We start from the raw sequence: 18,319 nt of genomic DNA, 5'->3' as shown, positions 1-18,319 counted from the left end.
GCGATGAGTACCCCGCCGCCCCCCCATCAGCCGCCCGCCGGCGGCTTCGGCGCGCCGCAGGAGCCCGCGCCCGGCGCCTTCGGCGCGCCGCAGCCGCCGCCCGCGCCGCAGGGCGCCCCGCAGCCGCCGCCCATGCCGCCGGCCCCGCCGCAGCAGCCGCCCGTACCGCCGGGCCCGCCGACCGCGCCCGCCGCACCGGGCGTACCGCCGCAGGAGCAGCCGGCGTACGGCTATCCCCAGCAGGGGTACGGCTATCCGCAGCAGCAGCCCCCCGCCGGGGCCGGAGCCCCGCAGTCCTACGGCGCGCCCACGGCGCCCATGTACGCGGCCCGGCCCGCGGCCCCGGCCGGTCCGGGCGGCGGCAACGACAAGCGCACCCAGCTGATGATCGTCGGCGCGGCCCTGCTGGCCATCGTCCTGATCATCGCGGGCGGCTTCTGGTACGTCTCCGGCGACGGCGGCGGCGGCGACAAGCAGCCCACCGCGAACGGCACCACCGGGGGCGACAAGCCCGCCTCCGGCACCCCCGGTTCGGAGAAGGTGCCCGCCAACACCAAGTCGAAGCCGCTGTTCAACCAGCCCAACCCGACCCCGGAAGAGGTCGTCACGGTCGCGGGCTCGTGGATCACCGACTCCACCTACATCAAGTCGGACGTGGCGAAGGTCGTCGGCTACAACACCGTCGACGGCGGCAAGAAGTGGGAGGTCCCCCTCCCCGGCGAGCTCTGCGCCGCCACCAAGCACGTCAGCGACAACAAGACGGCCGTCCTCTTCCGGCCCACCAAGCCCACGCCCGACAACAAGTACCCCGCGTGCACCGAGGTCGGCGTCATCGACCTGAACGCCGGAAAGCTCCTGTGGTCCGGCAACGCCAAGGGCGCCACCACCGGCGACAAGCCCGCCTCCTACTACGAGGTCACCATCAGCGGCCAGACCGTCGCCGCGGGCGGCACCAGCGGCGGCGCCGCCTGGAACCTCGCCGACGGCAAGCCGCTGTGGACGCCCAAGGTCGACGGCGAGGGCTGCTACGACAGCGGCTACGCCGGCGGCGAGGCCCTCGGCGTGATCCGCAAGTGCGGCAGCGGCGACAACCAGACCCTGTACGCGCAGACGCTGGATCCGGCCACCGGCGCCCAGCTGTCCTCGTACAAGCTCTCCCCGGGCATCCAGTGGGCGTCCATCGTCGCGACCAAGCCCCTCATCGTCGGCGCCGACGTCGGCAAGACCGCCAAGAACGCCTCCGGCGTCAGCGACCTCTTCGTCGTCGACCCCAAGGGCGAGCTGAAGGCGCGCATCTCGCTCGCCTCCGGCAACTTCGGCGGCAAGTGCGGCGGCACCGAGGTCGAGAAGTGCGCCGGCTTCGTGGTCGGCAACGGCAAGATCTACCTGCCCTCGATCGAGCACCAGGGCTCGGCGGACGTCGGCCGCACCAACGAGCTGCTCTCCTTCGACCTGGAGACCGGCAAGCAGACCACCGACCGCGCCGACGCGGGCGAGCGGTACACGCTGTTCCCGCTCCGCATGGACGGGCCGAACATCATCGCCTACAAGGAGCCCCCGTACGACAAGGGCGGCCAGGTCATCAGCATCGACGGTACGACGATGAAGGAGACCGTCCTCATGGAGAACCCGGCGGAGAAGGCCAGCCGCACCGCCGAGACCGGCTTCTCGCCCGACTTCTCCGAATACCGCTACCACAACGGCAAGCTCTTCATCTCCCGGACGACGGCCCGGAAGCCGTACTCCGACAAGGGCGATCCCGAATACCTGTTCGTCTCCTTCACCGCCAGCTGATACCCGGCCGATCGCGGCCGTTCACGGCAGCCGGCACGAGCCCCCGGAAGGTCCGCCTTCCGGGGGCTTCTGCGCGGTATCCGCCGCGCACCGTCGAACAAGCGTGTAGCTTGCCGGGTCAGAAGGGCGGGGGTGGGTGCGCGATGGGCGTACGGGTCATGGTGCTCGACGAGCACCGGCTGCTGGCCGAGGCGCTGGCCTCGGCCCTCAAACTGCGCGGGCACCGGGTGCTGGCCGCGGCCGCCCCGGCCGCGGGCGCCGCCGAGCTGGTCATCAGCCGGGCGCCGGAGGTCTGTCTGCTGGGCACCGCGACCCCCGCCGAACCGGGGGTCTTCGAGCCGGTCGCCCGGATCAAGCGGGAGCGGCCGCAGATCGCCGTGGTCGTCCTCGGCCCGGTGCCGAGCCCCCGCGGGATCGCGGCCGCCTTCGCCGCCGGCGCCTCGGGGTACGTACGCCACGACGAGCGGATCGAAGGGGTGGAGCGGGCGCTGGCCAAAGCCCGGGCGGGGGAGGTGGTGATCTCCCCGCAGCTGCTCCAGGGCGCCTTCGCGGAGCTCCTCAACCCCGCCGCCCAGCCCGACGACGAGGGCAGCCGACTGCTGCGGCTGCTCACCCCGCGCGAGGTGGAGGTGCTGGTCCGGGTAGCCGAGGGCGAGGACACCCGGCTCATCGCGGCGGGCATGGAGATCGCGCCGAGCACCGCCCGTACGCACGTGCAGCGGGTACTGATGAAGCTGGGCGTGGGCTCCCGGCTGGAGGCGGCCGCGCTGGCCGCCCGTACCGGCCTGCTGGACCGGGCGGGACTGCCGTCGGCGGCCGCCGATTTCCCCGGAGGCCAGTAATCCGGTAAGCCAGTGACCGGCACGTGCACGCGCCCGCGTGCATTCCCCCGCGAGAAGGCAGTGGACGAGTGAAATACATGGTCACCGGCGGCGCCGGATACGTCGGCAGCGTCGTCGCGGCGCACCTCCTGGAGGCCGGGCACGAGGTCACCGTCCTCGACGACCTGTCCACCGGCTTCCGCGAGGGCGTCCCGGCGGGCGCCGCCTTCGTCGAGGGCCGGATCCAGGAAGCCGAGCGCCACCTGGACCCCTCCTACGACGCGGTGCTGCACTTCGCGGCGTCCTCGCAGGTCGGCGAGTCCGTCGCCAACCCGGGCAAGTACTGGGAGAACAACGTCGGCGGCACGCTGGCCCTGCTGGCCGCGATGCGCACCCACGGCGTGGGCAAGCTGGTGTTCTCCTCCACGGCCGCCACCTACGGCGAGCCCACCGAGGGCCTGCTCACCGAGGACTCGGTCACCAAGCCCACCAACCCCTACGGCGCCACCAAGCTGGCCGTCGACCACATGATCACCGGAGAGTGCGCGGCGCACGGCGTCGCGGCGGTCTCGCTGCGCTACTTCAACGTGGCCGGCGCGTACGGGGAGTTCGGCGAGCGGCACGACCCCGAGACCCACCTGATCCCGCTGGTGCTCCAGGTCGCCCTGGGCGAGCGGGAGTCGATCTCCGTGTTCGGCGAGGACTACCCGACCCCGGACGGCACCTGCGTCCGCGACTACATCCACGTGGCCGACCTGGCGGAGGCCCACCTGGCCGCCCTGGAGGCCGCCACCGCGGGCGAGCACCTCATCTGCAACCTCGGCAACGGCAACGGCTTCTCGGTCCGCGAGGTCGTCGAGACGGTCCGCAAGGTCACGGGCGCCGAGATCCCCGAGGTCGTCGCCCCGCGCCGGGCCGGCGACCCGGCGGTGCTCGTCGCCTCCGCGCGCACGGCCCACGAGCGGCTCGGCTGGACCCCGGCCCGCTCGGACCTCACCGGCATCATCACGGACGCCTGGAACTTCACGCGCAAGCACCGTTCCTGACCCGCCGCCCCGCCACCCCGCCGCCCGGCCTTCCCCCGCGCCCCCCGCACCCGACCGTGCGGGGGGCGCGGTGCGATCGGCGCGGCGCGGACCTCGGCGTGCGCGGGGGAGCGCGCCGGCCGCGGGCCGCGCCGTGGGAGGGCGCGGTGCGCGGGCGCCCGGCGTGCACGCGCCGGGTGAAATGCCCTCCGTGCAACTGCCCGCGGCACGGGCCCTGCGGAAACCGTCTTCCAGACCGTCTGCATGGTCGAATTCAGGCCATCACGAACATGGTTCACACCTGCCCAGCCGGAAAATCCCTCGAAAAACTTCTGCTATTCGGCCAACCGTGAGCGGCACCCCGTTCTACGCTGATGCGTGACGCCGGTGGGGGCCGGTGTTGATTCAGGGGTCGAGACATGCCGGGTACGGCGTCCGGTCCGGGGTAGTGCAGAGATGTCTCGGCGGCGGCCGCGGCAGCTGCGGATCACCCGGTCCGGGCGCCGTGCCCGCAGTCGTCCGTTCCCCGACCCTTGGGGGTTTTGTGGTTCGCATCCGGGTTCTCGTGGTCGACGATCACCGCATCTTCGCCGAATCGCTCGCAGCCGCGCTCGCGGCCGAGCCCGACGTGGACGTGTCCGCGGCCGGCAGCGGCCCCGCCGCGCTGCGCTGCCTCGAACGCGCGGTGGCCGAGGGCCGCCGCTTCGACGTCCTGCTCGTCGACGCCGATCTCGGCGCCGCCGCCGGGGCCGTGCCCGCCCAGCGCGAATCGGGCTCCGGGCCACCGCCCGGCACCGACGGGATCGCGCTCGTCGCCGGGGTGCGGGTGTCCCACCCCGGGGTCCGCACCGTCGTGCTCGCCGAGCGCGACGATCCGCGCCGGGCCGCCCACGCCCTCCAGGCGGGGGCCTCCGGCTGGGTGGCGAAGGACTCCTCGCTCTCGCGGCTGCTGACCGTCATCCGCGGGGTCCTGCGCGAGGAGACCCACCTGCCGCCCGCGCTGCTCACCGGGGTCCTGCGGGAACTGACCGCCGCGCGCAAACACCGTACGGACAGCGAACGGCTCGTCGAGTCCCTCACGCCGCGCGAGCACGAGGTGCTGCGCTGCATGGTGGCGGGGCTGGGCCGCAAGGACGTGGCGGCGCGGCTGTTCCTGTCCCCGCACACCGTCCGCACCCACATGCAGAACGTGCTGGGCAAGCTCGGGGTGCACTCCACGCTCGCGGCGGTGGCCCTGGCCCGGCGGGCGGGCGTACGGCCGGCGGAGCTAGCCGGGGATGTTGTCGAACGGAGCGGTCAACTGGCGTAGCAGTCCCGCCAGATCGCCGCGCTGGGCCTGGGAGAGCTGGGCGAGGATCGCCCTCTCCTGGGCCAGCAGGCCGGCCAGGGCCTCGTCGGCGCGGTCGCGCCCCTCCGGGGTGAGGCGCACGAGCACCCCCCGCCGGTCGTTGGGGTCGGGCAGCCGCTCGACGAGGCCCTTCTTGGCGAGCCGGTCGATGCGGTTGGTCATGGTGCCCGAGGTGACCAGGGTCTGCGTCAGGAGCTGGCCGGGGGAGAGCTGGTAGGGCGCTCCGGCGCGGCGCAGCGACGTCAGGACGTCGAACTCCCAAGGCTCCAGGCCGTGCTCGGAGAAGGCGAGCCTGCGGGCGCGGTCGAGGTGCCGGGCGAGCCTGCTGACGCGGCTCAGCACTTCGAGCGGTTCCACGTCGAGGTCAGGGCGCTCCCGCCGCCATGCCGCGACCAATCGGTCGACCTCGTCCTCCATGCCGATCAGTGTAAGGGGTCTGTCGACGTGAAGTCTCTTCAAATCGAGGATCTCGGATATAGATATCTCGATCACATGAATCTTGACGTCGAGATATATTCTGAGCGACGATGGGCATGGAGGGGGCCGGAAACGCTTCCGCTTCCGCCCGCCCCGCCAGTAGGGAGGCTCGAACATGCATTCCGATACCGCGTCGGCAAGGATCCCCGCACCCACCACCCAGGCCGCGCCCACCTGGGACCCCCAGCAATACCTCCGGCACGCAGGACACCGAACCCGCCCCTTCCTCGACCTCCTGAACCGGATACCCGAGCTCCCCACCCGCCCCCGGACCCCCTCCGGGGAGACCCCCGGGCCCCGCATCGCCGACCTCGGCTGCGGCCCCGGCAACGTCACCGCCCTCCTCGCCGAGCGCTGGCCCGAAGCCCACATCACCGGCTTCGACCTCTCCCCGGAGATGCTCCGCCGCGCCACCGACGAGTACGCGGGACGGACCTCCGGCGGCGGCAGCCTCGAATTCCGCCACGGCGACCTCGCGCACTGGCTCCCCGAGGAGCCCTACGACCTGATCGTCTCCAACGCGGCCCTCCAGTGGGTCCCGAGCCACCCCGGCTCCTTCGCCGCCTGGATCAACGGACTGCGCCCCGGCGGCACCTTCGCCTTCCAGATCCCCGCCAACTTCACCGCCCCCAGCCACGCGCTGCTCGCCCGGCTCTGCGACACCCCGCGCTGGCGCAGCCGCCTCGCCGGCCACGGCGCCCGCTACATCCACCTCCTCGAACCCGGCGACTACCTGGACCGGTTCGTCGAGCTGGGCTGCACCGTCGACACCTGGGACACCACGTACCACCAGCTGCTCACCGGCACCGACCCGGTGCTCGACTGGGTCAAGGGCACCGCCCTCAGGCCCGTGCTGACCGCCCTCGGGGACGACCGGACGGCGGTGGAGGCCTTCCTCGCCGAATACCGCGACCTGCTGCGCGAGGCCTACCCGCCCGGCCCGCGCGGCACCGTCTTCCCCTTCCGCCGCATCTTCGCCGTCGCCCGCAAGGAGCTCTGACCGCCGTGCTGACCGCAGTCGACCACGTCCAACTCGCAGCGCCGCCCGGCTCCGAGGACCGGCTCCGCGCGTACTACACCCACGTGCTCGGCATGACCGAGATCCCCAAGCCGCCCGTACTCGCCGCCCGTGGCGGCTGCTGGTTCGCCGCCGGCCCCGTGCAGCTGCACCTGGGGGTCGAGGAGGACTTCCGGCCCGCCCGCAAGGCACACCCGGGGCTGCGGGTCACGGGGATCGAGGCGTACGCGGACAGACTGGCGGAGCGCGGCGCCGAGGTCGTCTGGGACGACAACCTGCCGGGACACCGCCGCTTCTACTCCGAGGACCCCGTGGGCAACCGGCTGGAGTTCCTCGAACCGCTGGCCTGAGTGCCTCGGTGCCCGAGTGCCGAGCCCCCGAGCGCCCGAGCGCCCGGCGCGCCACGCGACGGCGCCCCGCCACCGGAGGTCCGGTGACGGGGCGCCGTCGCGTGGTGCGTCCCCGCGGTACGGCCGCGGTGCGCGGCCGCAGGGCTCAGTTCTTGCGGTGGCCGACCAGCCGCGGCTTCGACTCCAGCCCGTCCAGCCCGTGCCAGGCCAGGTTCACCAGATGCGCCGCGACCTCCGCCTTCTTCGGCCGGCGCACGTCCAGCCACCACTGCCCGGTCAGCGCGACCATCCCGACCAGCGCCTGCGCGTACAGCGGGGCCAGCTTCGGGTCGAACCCGCGCGCCTTGAACTCCAGCCCCAGGATGTCCTCGACCTGCGTGGCGATGTCGCTGATCAGCGAGGCGAACGTACCCGTCGACTGGGCGACCGGAGAGTCCCGGACCAGGATGCGGAAACCGTCCGTGTACGACTCGATGTAGTCGAGCAGCGCGAACGCCGCCTGCTCCAGCAGCTCCCGCGGATGCCCGGCCGTCAGCGCACCCGTCACCCCGTCCAGCAGCTGGCGCATCTCCCGGTCCACGACGACCGCGTACAGGCCCTCCTTGCCCCCGAAGTGCTCGTACACCACCGGCTTGGAAACCCCGGCCTTCGCCGCGATCTCCTCCACCGACGTGCCCTCGAAGCCCTTCTCCGCGAACAGGGTGCGGCCGATGTCCAGCAGCTGCTGACGCCGTTCGGCGCCCGTCATCCGGACCCGGCGGCCACGCCGGGGCTTGTCGCTGCTGGAACTGCTGCCGTCGATCGCCACGTCCCCCATCATGCCGCGTTCGACGCGTTTTCCCTGCGCCGGGCGTCGACGCGGTCCTTGGAAGGCCAGCGCACGTCCGTCGCCCAGCCCGCCAGCTCGAACCAGCGGATCAGCCGGGCGCTGGAGTCGACCTGGCCGCGCAGCACGCCGTGCCGTGCCGACGTCGGATCCGCGTGGTGCAGGTTGTGCCACGACTCCCCGCACGAGAGCACCGCCAGCCACCACACGTTGCCCGAACGGTCCCGGGACTTGAACGGACGCTTGCCCACCGCGTGGCAGATCGAGTTGATCGACCACGTCACGTGGTGCAGCAGCGCGACCCGTACCAGCGAACCCCAGAAGAACGCCGTGAACGCGCCCCACCACGACATCGTCACCAGACCGCCGACCAGCGGCGGGATCGCCAGCGACACGATCGTCCACAGGACGAAGTCACGCGAGATCCGCCGGATCGCCGGGTCCTTGATCAGGTCCGGGGCGTACTTCTGCTGATTGGTCTGCTCCTCGTCGAAGAGCCACCCGATGTGCGCCCACCACAGCCCCTTCATCAGGGCCGGGACGCTCTCGCCGAACCGCCACGGCGAATGCGGATCACCCTCGTGATCGGAGAACTTGTGGTGCTTGCGGTGGTCCGCCACCCAGCGCACCAGCGGACCCTCCACCGCCATCGAACCCATCACGGCCAACACGATCCGCAGCGGGCGCTTCGCCTTGAAGGAACCGTGCGTGAAGTACCGGTGGAAACCGATGGTGATCCCGTGGCAGGCCAGGAAGTACATGAACACCATCAGGCCGAGATCCAGCCAGCTCACCCCCCAGCCCCAGGTCAGCGGGACCGCCGCCAGCAGAGCCACGAAGGGAACGACGATGAACAACAGCAGGGCGATCTGCTCGACGGACCGCTTGTTCTCGCCCCCGAGGGTCGCGGAGGGAGCGGGGGTATCGGAATCGGAGGCCGCCGAGGCGTCCTCGATCAGCTCGGGACTGGTGGTCATGAAGGTCCCCTGGGGGGTGAGTGATCGGTGGGACGCCCACGGCGCCCATCCAGGCTACGGATCCGTAACCTACGGCAACGTAAGTATGGCAAAGCCGGAGCCTTGGGCAAGAGGAGCACGACCGGTGCCCGAGGCGCTCTCAAGGGCGCTCACAACGGGCCGCGCGCCGCCTGGTGAGACGTTTAGCGAGGCACGAGGCCCGGACACCTATCCTGGTGTCGTCGGACAGCGCGGTCCGCACGGGCAGCCGAGCTGCGCACCAGGTGGGGGACACCCCCTGGACCCCTCCCGGCCACAGCCGGGGAAGGAGTCCGGGCCCTTCCCCCGCGCACCCCGGAGCCCACCTCCCAGTAGCGCTCGAACACTGCAAGGAGCCGCACCTGTGAGCAGTGCTGACCAGGCCTCCTCCACCCCGGCCAAGGCCCCGGCCACCGCCGTCGCCGCCGCCAACGCGGAGCTGCGCGCGGACATCCGCCGCCTCGGCGACCTCCTCGGCGAAACCCTCGTCCGCCAGGAAGGCCAAGAACTCCTCGACCTCGTCGAACAAGTACGCGCCCTCACGCGCACCGACGGCATCGCCGCCGCCGCACTGCTCGGCGACACCGACCTGGAGACCGCCGCCAAGCTCGTACGGGCCTTCTCCACCTACTTCCACCTCGCCAACGTCACCGAACAGGTACACCGGGGCAAGGAACTGCGCGCCCACCGCGCCGCCGAGGGCGGCCTCCTCGCCCGCACCGCCGACATGCTCAAGGACGCCGACCCCGAGCACCTGCGCGAGACGGTCAAGAACCTCAACGTCCGCCCCGTCTTCACGGCGCACCCCACCGAAGCGGCCCGCCGCAGCGTCCTCAACAAGCTGCGCCGCATCGCGGCCCTCCTGGAGGAGCCCGTCGCCGGCGCCGGCGAACGCCGCCGCCACGACCTGCGCCTCGCCGAGAACATCGACCTGGTCTGGCAGACCGACGAGCTGCGCGTCGTACGGCCCGAACCCGCCGACGAGGCCCGCAACGCCATCTACTACCTCGACGAGCTCCACGCCGGCGCCGTCGGCGACGTACTGGAGGACCTCGCCGCCGAGCTCCAGCGCGTCGGCGTCGACATCCCCGCCGGCACCCGCCCGCTCACCTTCGGCACCTGGATCGGCGGCGACCGCGACGGCAACCCCAACGTCACCCCCGACGTCACCCGCGACGTCCTGATCCTCCAGCACGAGCACGGCATCACCGACGCCCTCGAACTGATCGACTTCCTGCGCGGACTGCTGTCGAACTCCATCCGCTACACCGGCGCCACCGAGGAGCTGCTCTCCTCCCTCCAGGCGGACCTGGAGCGCCTCCCCGAGATCAGCCCGCGCTACAAGCGGCTGAACGCCGAGGAGCCGTACCGGCTGAAGGCCACCTGCATCCGGCAGAAGCTCGTCAACACCCGCGAGCGCCTCGCCAAGGGCACCGCCCACGAGGAAGGCCGCGACTACCTCGGCACCGCCGAGCTCCTCACGGACCTCACCCTCATCCAGACCTCCCTGCGCGAGCACCGCGGCGCCCTCTTCGCCGACGGCCGCATGGACCGCACCATCCGCACGCTGGCCGCCTTCGGCCTCCAGCTCGCCACCATGGACGTCCGCGAACACGCCGACGCCCACCACCACGCGCTGGGCCAGCTCTTCGACCGGCTCGGCGAGGAATCCTGGCGCTACGCCGACATGCCGCGCGACTACCGGCAGAAGCTCCTCGCCAAGGAACTGCGCTCGCGCCGCCCGCTGGCCCCCACCCCGGCACCCCTCGACGCCGCCGGACAGAAGACCCTCGGCGTCTTCTCCGCCATCAAGGACGCCTTCGAGAAGTTCGGCCCCGAGGTCATCGAGTCGTACATCATCTCGATGTGCCAGGGCGCCGACGACGTCTTCGCCGCCGCCGTCCTCGCCCGCGAGGCCGGCCTCGTCGACCTCCACGCCGGCTGGGCCAAGATCGGCATCGTCCCGCTCCTGGAAACCACCGACGAACTCAAGGCCGCCGACGTCATCCTCGACGCCATGCTCGCCGACCCCTCCTACCGCCGCCTCGTCTCGCTGCGCGGCGACGTCCAGGAGGTCATGCTCGGCTACTCCGACTCCTCCAAGTTCGGCGGCATCACCACCAGCCAGTGGGAGATCCACCGCGCCCAGCGCCGGCTGCGCGACGTCGCCCACCGCTACGGCGTGCGCCTGCGCCTCTTCCACGGCCGCGGCGGCACCGTCGGCCGCGGCGGCGGCCCCTCGCACGACGCGATCCTCGCCCAGCCCTGGGGCACCCTCGAAGGCGAGATCAAGGTCACCGAGCAGGGCGAGGTGATCTCCGACAAGTACCTCGTACCGTCACTCGCCCGCGAGAACCTGGAGCTGACCGTCGCGGCCACCCTCCAGGCCTCCGCCCTGCACACCGCCCCCCGCCAGTCCGAGGACGACCTCGCCCGCTGGGACGCGGCCATGGACACCGTCTCGGACGCCGCGCACACCGCCTACCGCGAACTCGTCGAGGACCCGGACCTGCCGGCGTACTTCTTCGCCGCCACCCCCGTCGACCAGCTCGCCGACCTCCACCTGGGCTCGCGCCCCTCCCGGCGCCCCGACTCGGGCGCGGGCCTCGACGGACTGCGCGCCATCCCGTGGGTCTTCGGCTGGACCCAGTCCCGCCAGATCGTCCCCGGCTGGTACGGGGTCGGCTCCGGCCTGAAGGCCCTGCGCGAGGCCGGCCAGGGCGACGCCCTCGCCGAGATGGGCGCCCGCTGGCACTTCTTCCGCAACTTCCTGTCCAACGTCGAGATGACGCTGGCCAAGACCGACCTGCGGATCGCCCGCCACTACGTCGACACCCTCGTCCCGGACGACCTCAAGCACGTCTTCGCCCGCATCGAGGCCGAACACGAGCTCACCGTCCGCGAGGTCCTGCGCATCACCGGCGGCGAGCGGCTCCTGGACTCCAACCCGGTCCTCCAGCAGACCTTCGCCGTCCGCGACGCCTACCTGGACCCGATCTCCTACCTCCAGGTCTCCCTGCTGGCCCGCCAGCGCGCGGCCGCCGCCCGCGGCGAGGACGCGGACCCGCTGCTGGCCCGGGCTCTGCTGCTCACGGTCAACGGCGTGGCCGCGGGCCTGCGCAACACCGGCTGAGCGCGCCCGGGGCCCGTACCGGGCCCGGAACACGGGGAAGCCCCCGCACCGGCCGGTGCGGGGGCTTCCCCGTGTCGTGCGTCCGTCAGGAGTTGTACGCGGACTGGGCCCGCTCCAGGCCCTCCGCGATCAGGCACTCCACCGCGTCCGCGGCCCGGTCCACGAACCAGTCCAGCTCCTTGCGCTCCGTGGAGGAGAAGTCCTTCAGCACGAAGTCCGCGACCTGCATGCGGCCCGGCGGCCGCCCGATGCCGCACCGCACCCGGTGGTACTCAGGCCCCATCGACTTCGTCATCGACTTCAGCCCGTTGTGCCCGTTGTCCCCGCCGCCCAGCTTCAGCCGCAGCGTCGGATAGTCGATGTCCAGCTCGTCGTGGACCGCCACGATCCGGTCCACCGGCACCTTGTAGAAATCGCGCAGCGCCGTCACCGGCCCGCCCGACAGGTTCATGAACGACATGGGCTTCGCCAGCACCACCCGGCGGTTCGCCGGCCCCGGCGGACCCATGCGGCCCTCGACCACCTGCGCCCGCGCCTTGTGCGCCTTGAACTTCCCGCGCATCCGCTCGGCCAGCAGGTCCACCACCATGAACCCGATGTTGTGGCGGTTGCCCGCGTACTCCGCACCGGGGTTACCGAGGCCGACGATCAGCCACGGCGCCGCGTCGTCCGACATCCATGCTCCTTAAACGGGGACGACCGCCGTCCCGCTCCCAGTGGAGCCGGACGGCGGTCGATCAGCAAGTGCTGAAGGGGAGGGGCGAGGCTCAGGCCTCTTCGCCCTCGGCGGCCTCGGCGGCCGGCTCCTCGGCCTGCGGGGCGACGACCTGCAGGACGGCGGTGTCACCGTCGACGGCCAGCGTGGTGCCGGCCGGCAGGACCAGGTCCTTGGCGTGGATGGAGGCACCGGCCTCAAGGCCCGCGATGGAAACGGTGACCTCGGTCGGGATGTGGGTGGCCTCGGCCTCGACCGTGATGGTGTTGAGGAGGGTCTCCAGCATGTTGTTGCCGGCGGCCAGGTCGCCCTCGGTGACGACGGCGACCTCGACGGTGACCTTCTCGCCCTTCTTGACGATCAGGAAGTCGACGTGGGAGATCGAACGCTTCAGGGGGTGCTTCTGCACGGCCTTCGGGATGACCAGCTCGGTGCCGTCGCCCGCGATGTCCAGGGAGATCAGGACGTTCGGGGTACGCAGCGCCAGCGCCAGGCCGTGGCCCTCGACGTTGACGTGCTTCGGGTCGTTGCCGTGACCGTAGATGACGCCGGGAACCATGGCGTCGCGACGGGCCTGGCGGGCAGAGCCCTTGCCGAAGGTGGTGCGGAGCTCGGCGGAAAGCTTGACCTCGGACATGCTCACTCCTCGTGGGGTGATGGAAACGGACACAGTCACCCGGCCTGAACGGCCTGCTACGAAGAGCGCGTCGATAACGGAGCACCGACACCAAAAAGGTGCGGCCTCCCTCGCCGAGCAACTCGTGGAGTCTACCCGGCGCGGAGGCCGCACCCAAAAGGATCTCTGCGCTACCGGTTACTGCTGCTCTTCGAACAGGCTGGTGACCGAGCCGTCCTCGAAGACCTCGCGCACCGCGCGCGCGACCATCGGGGCGATCGACAGGACCGTGATCTTGTCGAGCTCCAGGTCGGACGGGTCCGGCAGGGTGTTCGTGAAGATGAACTCGCTGACCTTCGAGTTCTTCAGACGGTCCGCCGCCGGCCCCGACAGGATGCCGTGCGTCGCCGTCACGATGACGTCCTCCGCGCCGTGCGCGAACAGCGCGTCGGCGGCGGCGCAGATCGTGCCACCCGTGTCGATCATGTCGTCGACCAGGACGCAGACGCGGCCCCGGACCTCACCGACGACCTCGTGGACCGTCACCTGGTTCGCGACGTCCTTGTCGCGGCGCTTGTGCACGATCGCCAGCGGCGCGTCCAGACGGTCGCACCAGCGGTCGGCGACGCGCACGCGGCCGGCGTCCGGAGAGACGATCGTCAGCTTCGAACGGTCCACCTTCGCGCCCACGTAGTCCGCGAGGACCGGCAGCGCCGACAGGTGGTCCACCGGACCGTCGAAGAAGCCCTGGATCTGGTCCGTGTGCAGGTCGACCGTCAGGATGCGGTCCGCACCCGAGGTCTTCAGCAGATCGGCCACCAGGCGGGCCGAGATCGGCTCGCGACCCTTGTGCTTCTTGTCCTGACGGGCGTAGCCGTAGGACGGGATGATCACGGTGATGGAGCGGGCCGACGCGCGCTTCAGCGCGTCGATCATGATCAGCTGCTCCATGATCCACTTATTGATCGGAGCCGTGTGGCTCTGGATCAGGAAGCAGTCCGCGCCACGAGCCGACTCCTGGAAACGAACGTAGATCTCACCGTTCGCGAAGTCGAAAGCCTTGGTCGGCACGAGGGCGACGCCCAGCTGATGCGCAACCTCCTCGGCCAGCTCGGGGTGGGCGCGGCCGGAGAAGAGCATCAGCTTCTTCTCGCCGGTCGTCTTGATCCCGGTCACAGCACAGTCTCCTCAGACGTGTTGAAAGCTGCTCGCCCCCGTGTGCGTCCGTCCCGCACACGGTGAGCCAGCCGAATTGCGTGCACGTATCACGGTACGCCCTGCCGGGCCTACCTGTTTCCGGTCAGTTCACCTCAACGAGGCCTCAGTGGGGGTCGGAATCCTCCGAAGCCGCCGACTGCGCCGCCGTCGCCGCAGCACTTCCCGGACGCTTGCGGGCCACCCAGCCCTCGATATTGCGCTGCTGGCCACGCGCCACGGCCAGCGCACCGGCCGGCACGTCCTTCGTGATCACCGAGCCGGCCGCCGTGTACGCGCCGTCCCCGATCGTGACGGGCGCCACAAACATGTTGTCCGAACCCGTCTTGCAATGTGAGCCGATGGTGGTGTGGTGCTTGTGCTCACCGTCGTAGTTCACGAACACGCTCGCCGCACCGATGTTCGTGTACTCGCCGATCGTCGCGTCGCCCACGTACGACAGGTGCGGCACCTTCGTACCCTCGCCGATCGTCGCGTTCTTCATCTCCACGTACGTACCGGCCTTCGCCTTCACGCCCAGGTTCGTCCCCGGACGCAGGTACGCGTACGGGCCGACCGAAGCCGACTCGCCGATGACCGCAGTGTCCGCCACCGTGTTGTCCACGCGCGCCCGCGCGCCCACCCGCGTGTCCTTGAGCCGCGTGTTCGGACCGACCTCGGCGCCCTCGGCGACGTGCGTCGCGCCGAGCAGCTGCGTACCCGGGTGGACCAGCGCGTCCTGCCCGAAGGTCACCGTCACGTCGACGAACGTGCTCGCGGGATCCACGACCGTCACGCCCGCCAGCATCGCCTGCTCCAGGAGGCGGGCGTTCAACAGCGCGCGGGCCTCGGCGAGCTGGACGCGGTTGTTGATCCCGAGGATCTGGCGGTGGTCGCCGCCGACGGCCGCGCCGACGCGGTGGCCGGCCTCGCGCAGGATGCCGAGCACGTCGGTGAGGTACTCCTCGCCCTGACTGTTGTCGGTGCGCACCTTGCCGAGCGCGTCCGAGAGGAGGGCGCCGTCGAAGGCGAAGACCCCGGAGTTGATCTCCCGGATCGCGCGCTGGGAGTCGGTGGCGTCCTTGTGCTCGACGATGGCCGTGACGGCGCCGGCGCCGTCACGGACGATGCGGCCGTAGCCGGTGGAGTCGGGGACCTCGGCGGTGAGCACGGTGACGGCGTTGCCGTCGGCCACGTGCGTGGCCGCGAGCTGCCGCAGGGTCTCCCCGGTGAGCAGGGGCGTGTCGCCGCAGACGACGATCACGGTCCCGTCGACGGTGCCGCCGAGCTCTTCGAGGGCCATGCGGACGGCGTGTCCGGTGCCGTTCTGCTCGTGCTGGACGGCGGTGCGCACGCCCGCGTCGATCCCGGCGAGGTGCGCGGTGACCTGCTCGCGGGCGTGGCCGACGACGACCACGAGGTGTTCGGGGTCCAGCTCGCGCGAGGCGGCGACTACGTGGCCCACGAGCGAGCGCCCGCAGATCTCGTGCAGAACCTTGGGAGTGGCCGACTTCATGCGGGTGCCTTCACCCGCTGCGAGTACGACGACGGCTGCCGGGCGGTTGGCGCTCACGGGGATGCCCTTCGGCTTCGGGTGGTGGACCCGTGAAGGATACCGGGGGGCCGCACCCCGGAAACGAAGCCGGGTCCCGACCGACCGGTCAGGACCCGCGTGTACAAGAGCTCCCCCGCCAGGACTCGAACCCGGACATAAGGCACCAAAAGCCTCAGTGCTGCCAATTACACCACAGGGGACTATTTGCGACTAAACCGGACATTGCGTCCCGTTGGTTGAGTCGACGGCACCTACTATGCCGCACCACCAGCCCTCGATGCGACGGTAAAGATCGGCGCCTTGCAGTACGCGTACAGCCAAGCACCCGTAATAGGCCGCGCCGACATTCTTGCGGTTGGTGCGCGGGTTGTGGCGCTTGAGGGCGGTCTTGTGGAAGTGCGACGCGTCCAGGCCCACGACCTCGGCCCAGTAGTGCTCCGCCGCGGCCACGTCGGCGGTCTCGTGGATCTGGAGCCCGAACCGCAGGCGGTCGTCCGTCACGCCCATGAGGCGCAGCCATCCGAGGAACGTACGGATCATGTTTGCGTCGCTGTTGGTGAAGGTGATCTGGGGATGCGGCTGGTGCGGCTTCGTCCTCGGCCTTCCTCCGCTCGTGGGCCTTCTGGCGGCCCTGCTGGGCTCGCGCCATGTCCGCGCCGGTGGGGCGGGAGGTCCGCTCCGGCTTGGGGAGGTCGCGGACCCAGAGGGGGATCGAGCTCTTCGAGCAGCCCGGCTCGACCTGGATCTGGTCGTAGGTGAGGCCCTGGAGGCGGAGTTCGCGGGCGCGGTCGCGGAGGTCGTCCTTCGCGTTCGGGCGCTTCGTCCATTCGGGTGCGGGTTCGCCGTCCAGGAGGCGGTTCAGGACGTCGTTGTTGTGCACGTGCAGGCGGTCGCGGATCTGGCGGCGGCTGAGGCCCTCGCGGCGGAGGGCCACCGCCTGCTCGCGGAGGGATTCGAAGGTCGCGGCGCCCGTGCGGAGCCCGCCTGTGCCGTCGCCGGGGCGACGCCGGATTTCGGTCATGTCGCCAATGTCGTCCGGAATGCGGGATTCAGATCCCGCCCAGCGGGCGAATCAGCCGTACGTGCGATTACCCCGGGATCGCCGGAATTCCGTTCGCGTGTGTGCTGGGGGCCCTGCGTACGCTGGACGGCATGACCATTACGGGGGAAGAGCAGGGCGGGGCCGGGCGGGACGGGCCCTGGTGGTGGGAGCGGCGGCGGGGGGCCGTGCTCGACGTGGGTCTGGCGGCCGTGTCGGCCGTCGAGTGCGCCGTCGAGGGGGTGCCCTTCGCGCACGAGGCCGGGCTTCCGGTGCCGGTCGGGGTGCTGTTCGGGCTGCTCGTGGGGTCCGTGCTCGTGCTGCGGCGGCGCTGGCCGATCGCCGTGGTGCTGGTCGGGATCGCCGTGTCGCCGGCCGCGATGGGCTTCCTGCTCGGCGTGGTCGGGCTCTACACGCTCGCCGCCTGCGAGGTGCCCCGGCGGATCACCGCGACCCTGACCTCGATGTCGCTGGTCGCGACCTTCGTGGTGATGTACGTGCGGACCAGCGGGGACCAGGGGGCCTCGCAGTCGCTCGTCATCGTGCTGTCCGTGTTCGTGGCGGTGGCGCTGACCGTGCCGCCGGTGCTGCTGGGGCTGTACATAGGGGCGCGGCGGCGGCTGATGGAGAGCTTGCAGGAGCGGGCGGATTCGCTGGAGCGGGAGCTGTCGCTGCTCGCGGACCGGGCGGAGGAGCGGGCCGAGTGGGCCCGTACGGAGGAGCGCACGCGGATCGCGCGGGAGATGCACGACGTGGTGGCGCACCGGGTGTCGCTGATGGTGGTGCACGCGGCGGCGCTGGAGGCGGTGGCGGCCAAGGACCCGGAGCGGGCGGTGAAGAACGCCGCGCTCGTGGGGGACATGGGGCGGCAGGCGTTGACGGAGCTGCGGGAGATGCTGGGGGTGCTGCGGGCGGCGGAGTCGCCGAGGCGGGCCCCTGTCGCCGCTTCCGCTGCGGCGGCCCCGGTGCCGGTGGCGGCGCTGGTGGGGAGCTTCGAGGACGGTCCCGGGCCCTCGCTGGGTGAGCTGGAGGCGCTGGTCGGGCAGTCGCGGGCGGCCGGGATGGCCGTGGAGCTGGACGTCCGGGGCGCGGGGGCGGGGTATCCGGCGGAGGTGGAGCAGACGGCGTACCGGGTGGTGCAGGAGGCGCTGACGAACTGCCACAAGCATGCGCCGGGGGCGCGGGTGGTGGTGCGGCTGGCTCATCGGGAGGGTGAGGTGGCCATGCAGGTGGAGAACGGGCCGTGCGGGGCGGACGTGGTCCAGCCGGGCCTGCCGAGTGGGGGGAACGGGCTGGTCGGCATGCGCGAGCGGGTGCTCGGCCTGGGGGGTGTCTTCGTGTCCGGTCCGACGGAGGAGGGCGGCTTCAAGGTGTCGGCGGTCCTGCCGTGCGTTCCGCGGGGGGCGTAGGCCG

General features: G+C 71.5%; 15 protein-coding genes, 1 tRNA gene and 1 pseudogene. 8 read left to right on the top strand and 9 right to left on the bottom strand.

All coding sequences use genetic code 11. The features are described from left to right. Positions 1 to 3: 3 nt before the first annotated feature. The 4 genes from ACFYXV_RS25095 (at position 4) to ACFYXV_RS25080 (ending at position 4,949) form a co-directional block, all read left to right on the top strand. Complete coding sequence (locus ACFYXV_RS25095) at positions 4 to 1,794, top strand: PQQ-binding-like beta-propeller repeat protein (RefSeq protein ID WP_389384085.1); 1,791 nt, start codon at positions 4 to 6, stop codon at positions 1,792 to 1,794. A 143-nt stretch (positions 1,795 to 1,937) separates the two neighbouring features. After that, positions 1,938 to 2,636: a response regulator transcription factor gene (locus ACFYXV_RS25090; RefSeq protein WP_385477274.1), complete on the top strand. Its 699-nt coding sequence runs from the start codon at positions 1,938 to 1,940 to the stop codon at positions 2,634 to 2,636. Positions 2,637 to 2,713: 77 nt separating this feature from the next. Then, positions 2,714 to 3,661 (top strand): UDP-glucose 4-epimerase GalE, encoded by a 948-nt coding sequence (gene galE / locus ACFYXV_RS25085; RefSeq protein ID WP_389384149.1) that lies wholly within the window; start codon positions 2,714 to 2,716, stop codon positions 3,659 to 3,661. Between the two features lie 523 nt (positions 3,662 to 4,184). Further along, complete coding sequence (locus ACFYXV_RS25080; RefSeq protein WP_389384084.1) at positions 4,185 to 4,949, top strand: LuxR C-terminal-related transcriptional regulator; 765 nt, start codon at positions 4,185 to 4,187, stop codon at positions 4,947 to 4,949. On the opposite strand, the gene ACFYXV_RS25075 is transcribed toward ACFYXV_RS25080, so the two are convergent. Further along, positions 4,908 to 5,405 carry a MarR family winged helix-turn-helix transcriptional regulator gene (locus tag ACFYXV_RS25075; protein ID WP_099891746.1) on the bottom strand — a complete coding sequence of 166 codons (498 nt, stop codon included), beginning with the start codon at positions 5,403 to 5,405 and terminating at the stop codon, positions 4,908 to 4,910. The two genes, ACFYXV_RS25080 and ACFYXV_RS25075, sit on opposite strands and share 42 nt — an antisense overlap. 175 nt (positions 5,406 to 5,580) lie before the next feature. Here ACFYXV_RS25075 and ACFYXV_RS25070 point away from each other — a divergent pair, with 175 nt between their 5' ends. Continuing rightward, entirely contained in the window at positions 5,581 to 6,465 is an 885-nt protein-coding gene (locus ACFYXV_RS25070) for a trans-aconitate 2-methyltransferase (protein ID WP_385477282.1), read from the top strand. Positions 6,466 to 6,470: 5 nt separating this feature from the next. After that, positions 6,471 to 6,833, top strand: coding sequence for a VOC family protein (locus ACFYXV_RS25065; protein ID WP_383338071.1), 363 nt, complete (start codon positions 6,471 to 6,473; stop codon positions 6,831 to 6,833). Between the two features lie 145 nt (positions 6,834 to 6,978). Here ACFYXV_RS25065 and ACFYXV_RS25060 read toward each other — a convergent pair whose 3' ends face one another. Then, on the bottom strand, positions 6,979 to 7,650 hold the full coding sequence (locus ACFYXV_RS25060; RefSeq protein WP_037836190.1) for a TetR/AcrR family transcriptional regulator: 672 nt from the start codon (positions 7,648 to 7,650) through the stop codon (positions 6,979 to 6,981). Next, complete coding sequence (locus ACFYXV_RS25055; RefSeq protein WP_385475890.1) at positions 7,650 to 8,636, bottom strand: acyl-CoA desaturase; 987 nt, start codon at positions 8,634 to 8,636, stop codon at positions 7,650 to 7,652. The genes ACFYXV_RS25060 and ACFYXV_RS25055 overlap by 1 nt, the downstream gene beginning before the upstream one ends. A gap of 382 nt (positions 8,637 to 9,018) precedes the next feature. On the opposite strand from ACFYXV_RS25055, the gene ppc reads away from it, so the two are divergent. Beyond that, the gene (gene ppc, locus ACFYXV_RS25050; RefSeq protein WP_385475892.1) at positions 9,019 to 11,787 is read left to right on the top strand and encodes a phosphoenolpyruvate carboxylase; all 2,769 of its coding nucleotides are present in this window, start codon (positions 9,019 to 9,021) and stop codon (positions 11,785 to 11,787) included. An 85-nt stretch (positions 11,788 to 11,872) separates the two neighbouring features. Here ppc and pth read toward each other — a convergent pair whose 3' ends face one another. From pth to ACFYXV_RS25020, 6 genes and pseudogenes are all read right to left on the bottom strand, one after another. Then, positions 11,873 to 12,463 carry an aminoacyl-tRNA hydrolase gene (gene pth, locus ACFYXV_RS25045; protein WP_383338079.1) on the bottom strand — a complete coding sequence of 197 codons (591 nt, stop codon included), beginning with the start codon at positions 12,461 to 12,463 and terminating at the stop codon, positions 11,873 to 11,875. Positions 12,464 to 12,554: 91 nt separating this feature from the next. Beyond that, entirely contained in the window at positions 12,555 to 13,139 is a 585-nt protein-coding gene (locus tag ACFYXV_RS25040) for a 50S ribosomal protein L25/general stress protein Ctc (RefSeq protein WP_385475894.1), read from the bottom strand. Positions 13,140 to 13,316: 177 nt separating this feature from the next. Then, entirely contained in the window at positions 13,317 to 14,294 is a 978-nt protein-coding gene (locus ACFYXV_RS25035; RefSeq protein WP_048479135.1) for a ribose-phosphate diphosphokinase, read from the bottom strand. Positions 14,295 to 14,439: 145 nt separating this feature from the next. Next, complete coding sequence (glmU, locus tag ACFYXV_RS25030; RefSeq protein WP_389384083.1) at positions 14,440 to 15,885, bottom strand: bifunctional UDP-N-acetylglucosamine diphosphorylase/glucosamine-1-phosphate N-acetyltransferase GlmU; 1,446 nt, start codon at positions 15,883 to 15,885, stop codon at positions 14,440 to 14,442. A gap of 110 nt (positions 15,886 to 15,995) precedes the next feature. Beyond that, positions 15,996 to 16,067, bottom strand: a tRNA-Gln gene (locus tag ACFYXV_RS25025). Positions 16,068 to 16,077: 10 nt separating this feature from the next. Continuing rightward, positions 16,078 to 16,888, bottom strand: a pseudogene (locus ACFYXV_RS25020) (hypothetical protein). Between the two features lie 131 nt (positions 16,889 to 17,019). On the opposite strand from ACFYXV_RS25020, the gene ACFYXV_RS25015 reads away from it, so the two are divergent. Further along, entirely contained in the window at positions 17,020 to 18,315 is a 1,296-nt protein-coding gene (locus tag ACFYXV_RS25015) for a sensor histidine kinase (protein WP_389384082.1), read from the top strand. Positions 18,316 to 18,319: the final 4 nt, after the last annotated feature.

This window comes from Streptomyces sp. NPDC002181, from assembly GCF_042890485.1.
Taxonomy (GTDB): domain Bacteria; phylum Actinomycetota; class Actinomycetes; order Streptomycetales; family Streptomycetaceae; genus Streptomyces.
Note: the sequence above shows the minus strand (reverse complement) of the source record. Positions and strands in the feature narration are given on the sequence as shown.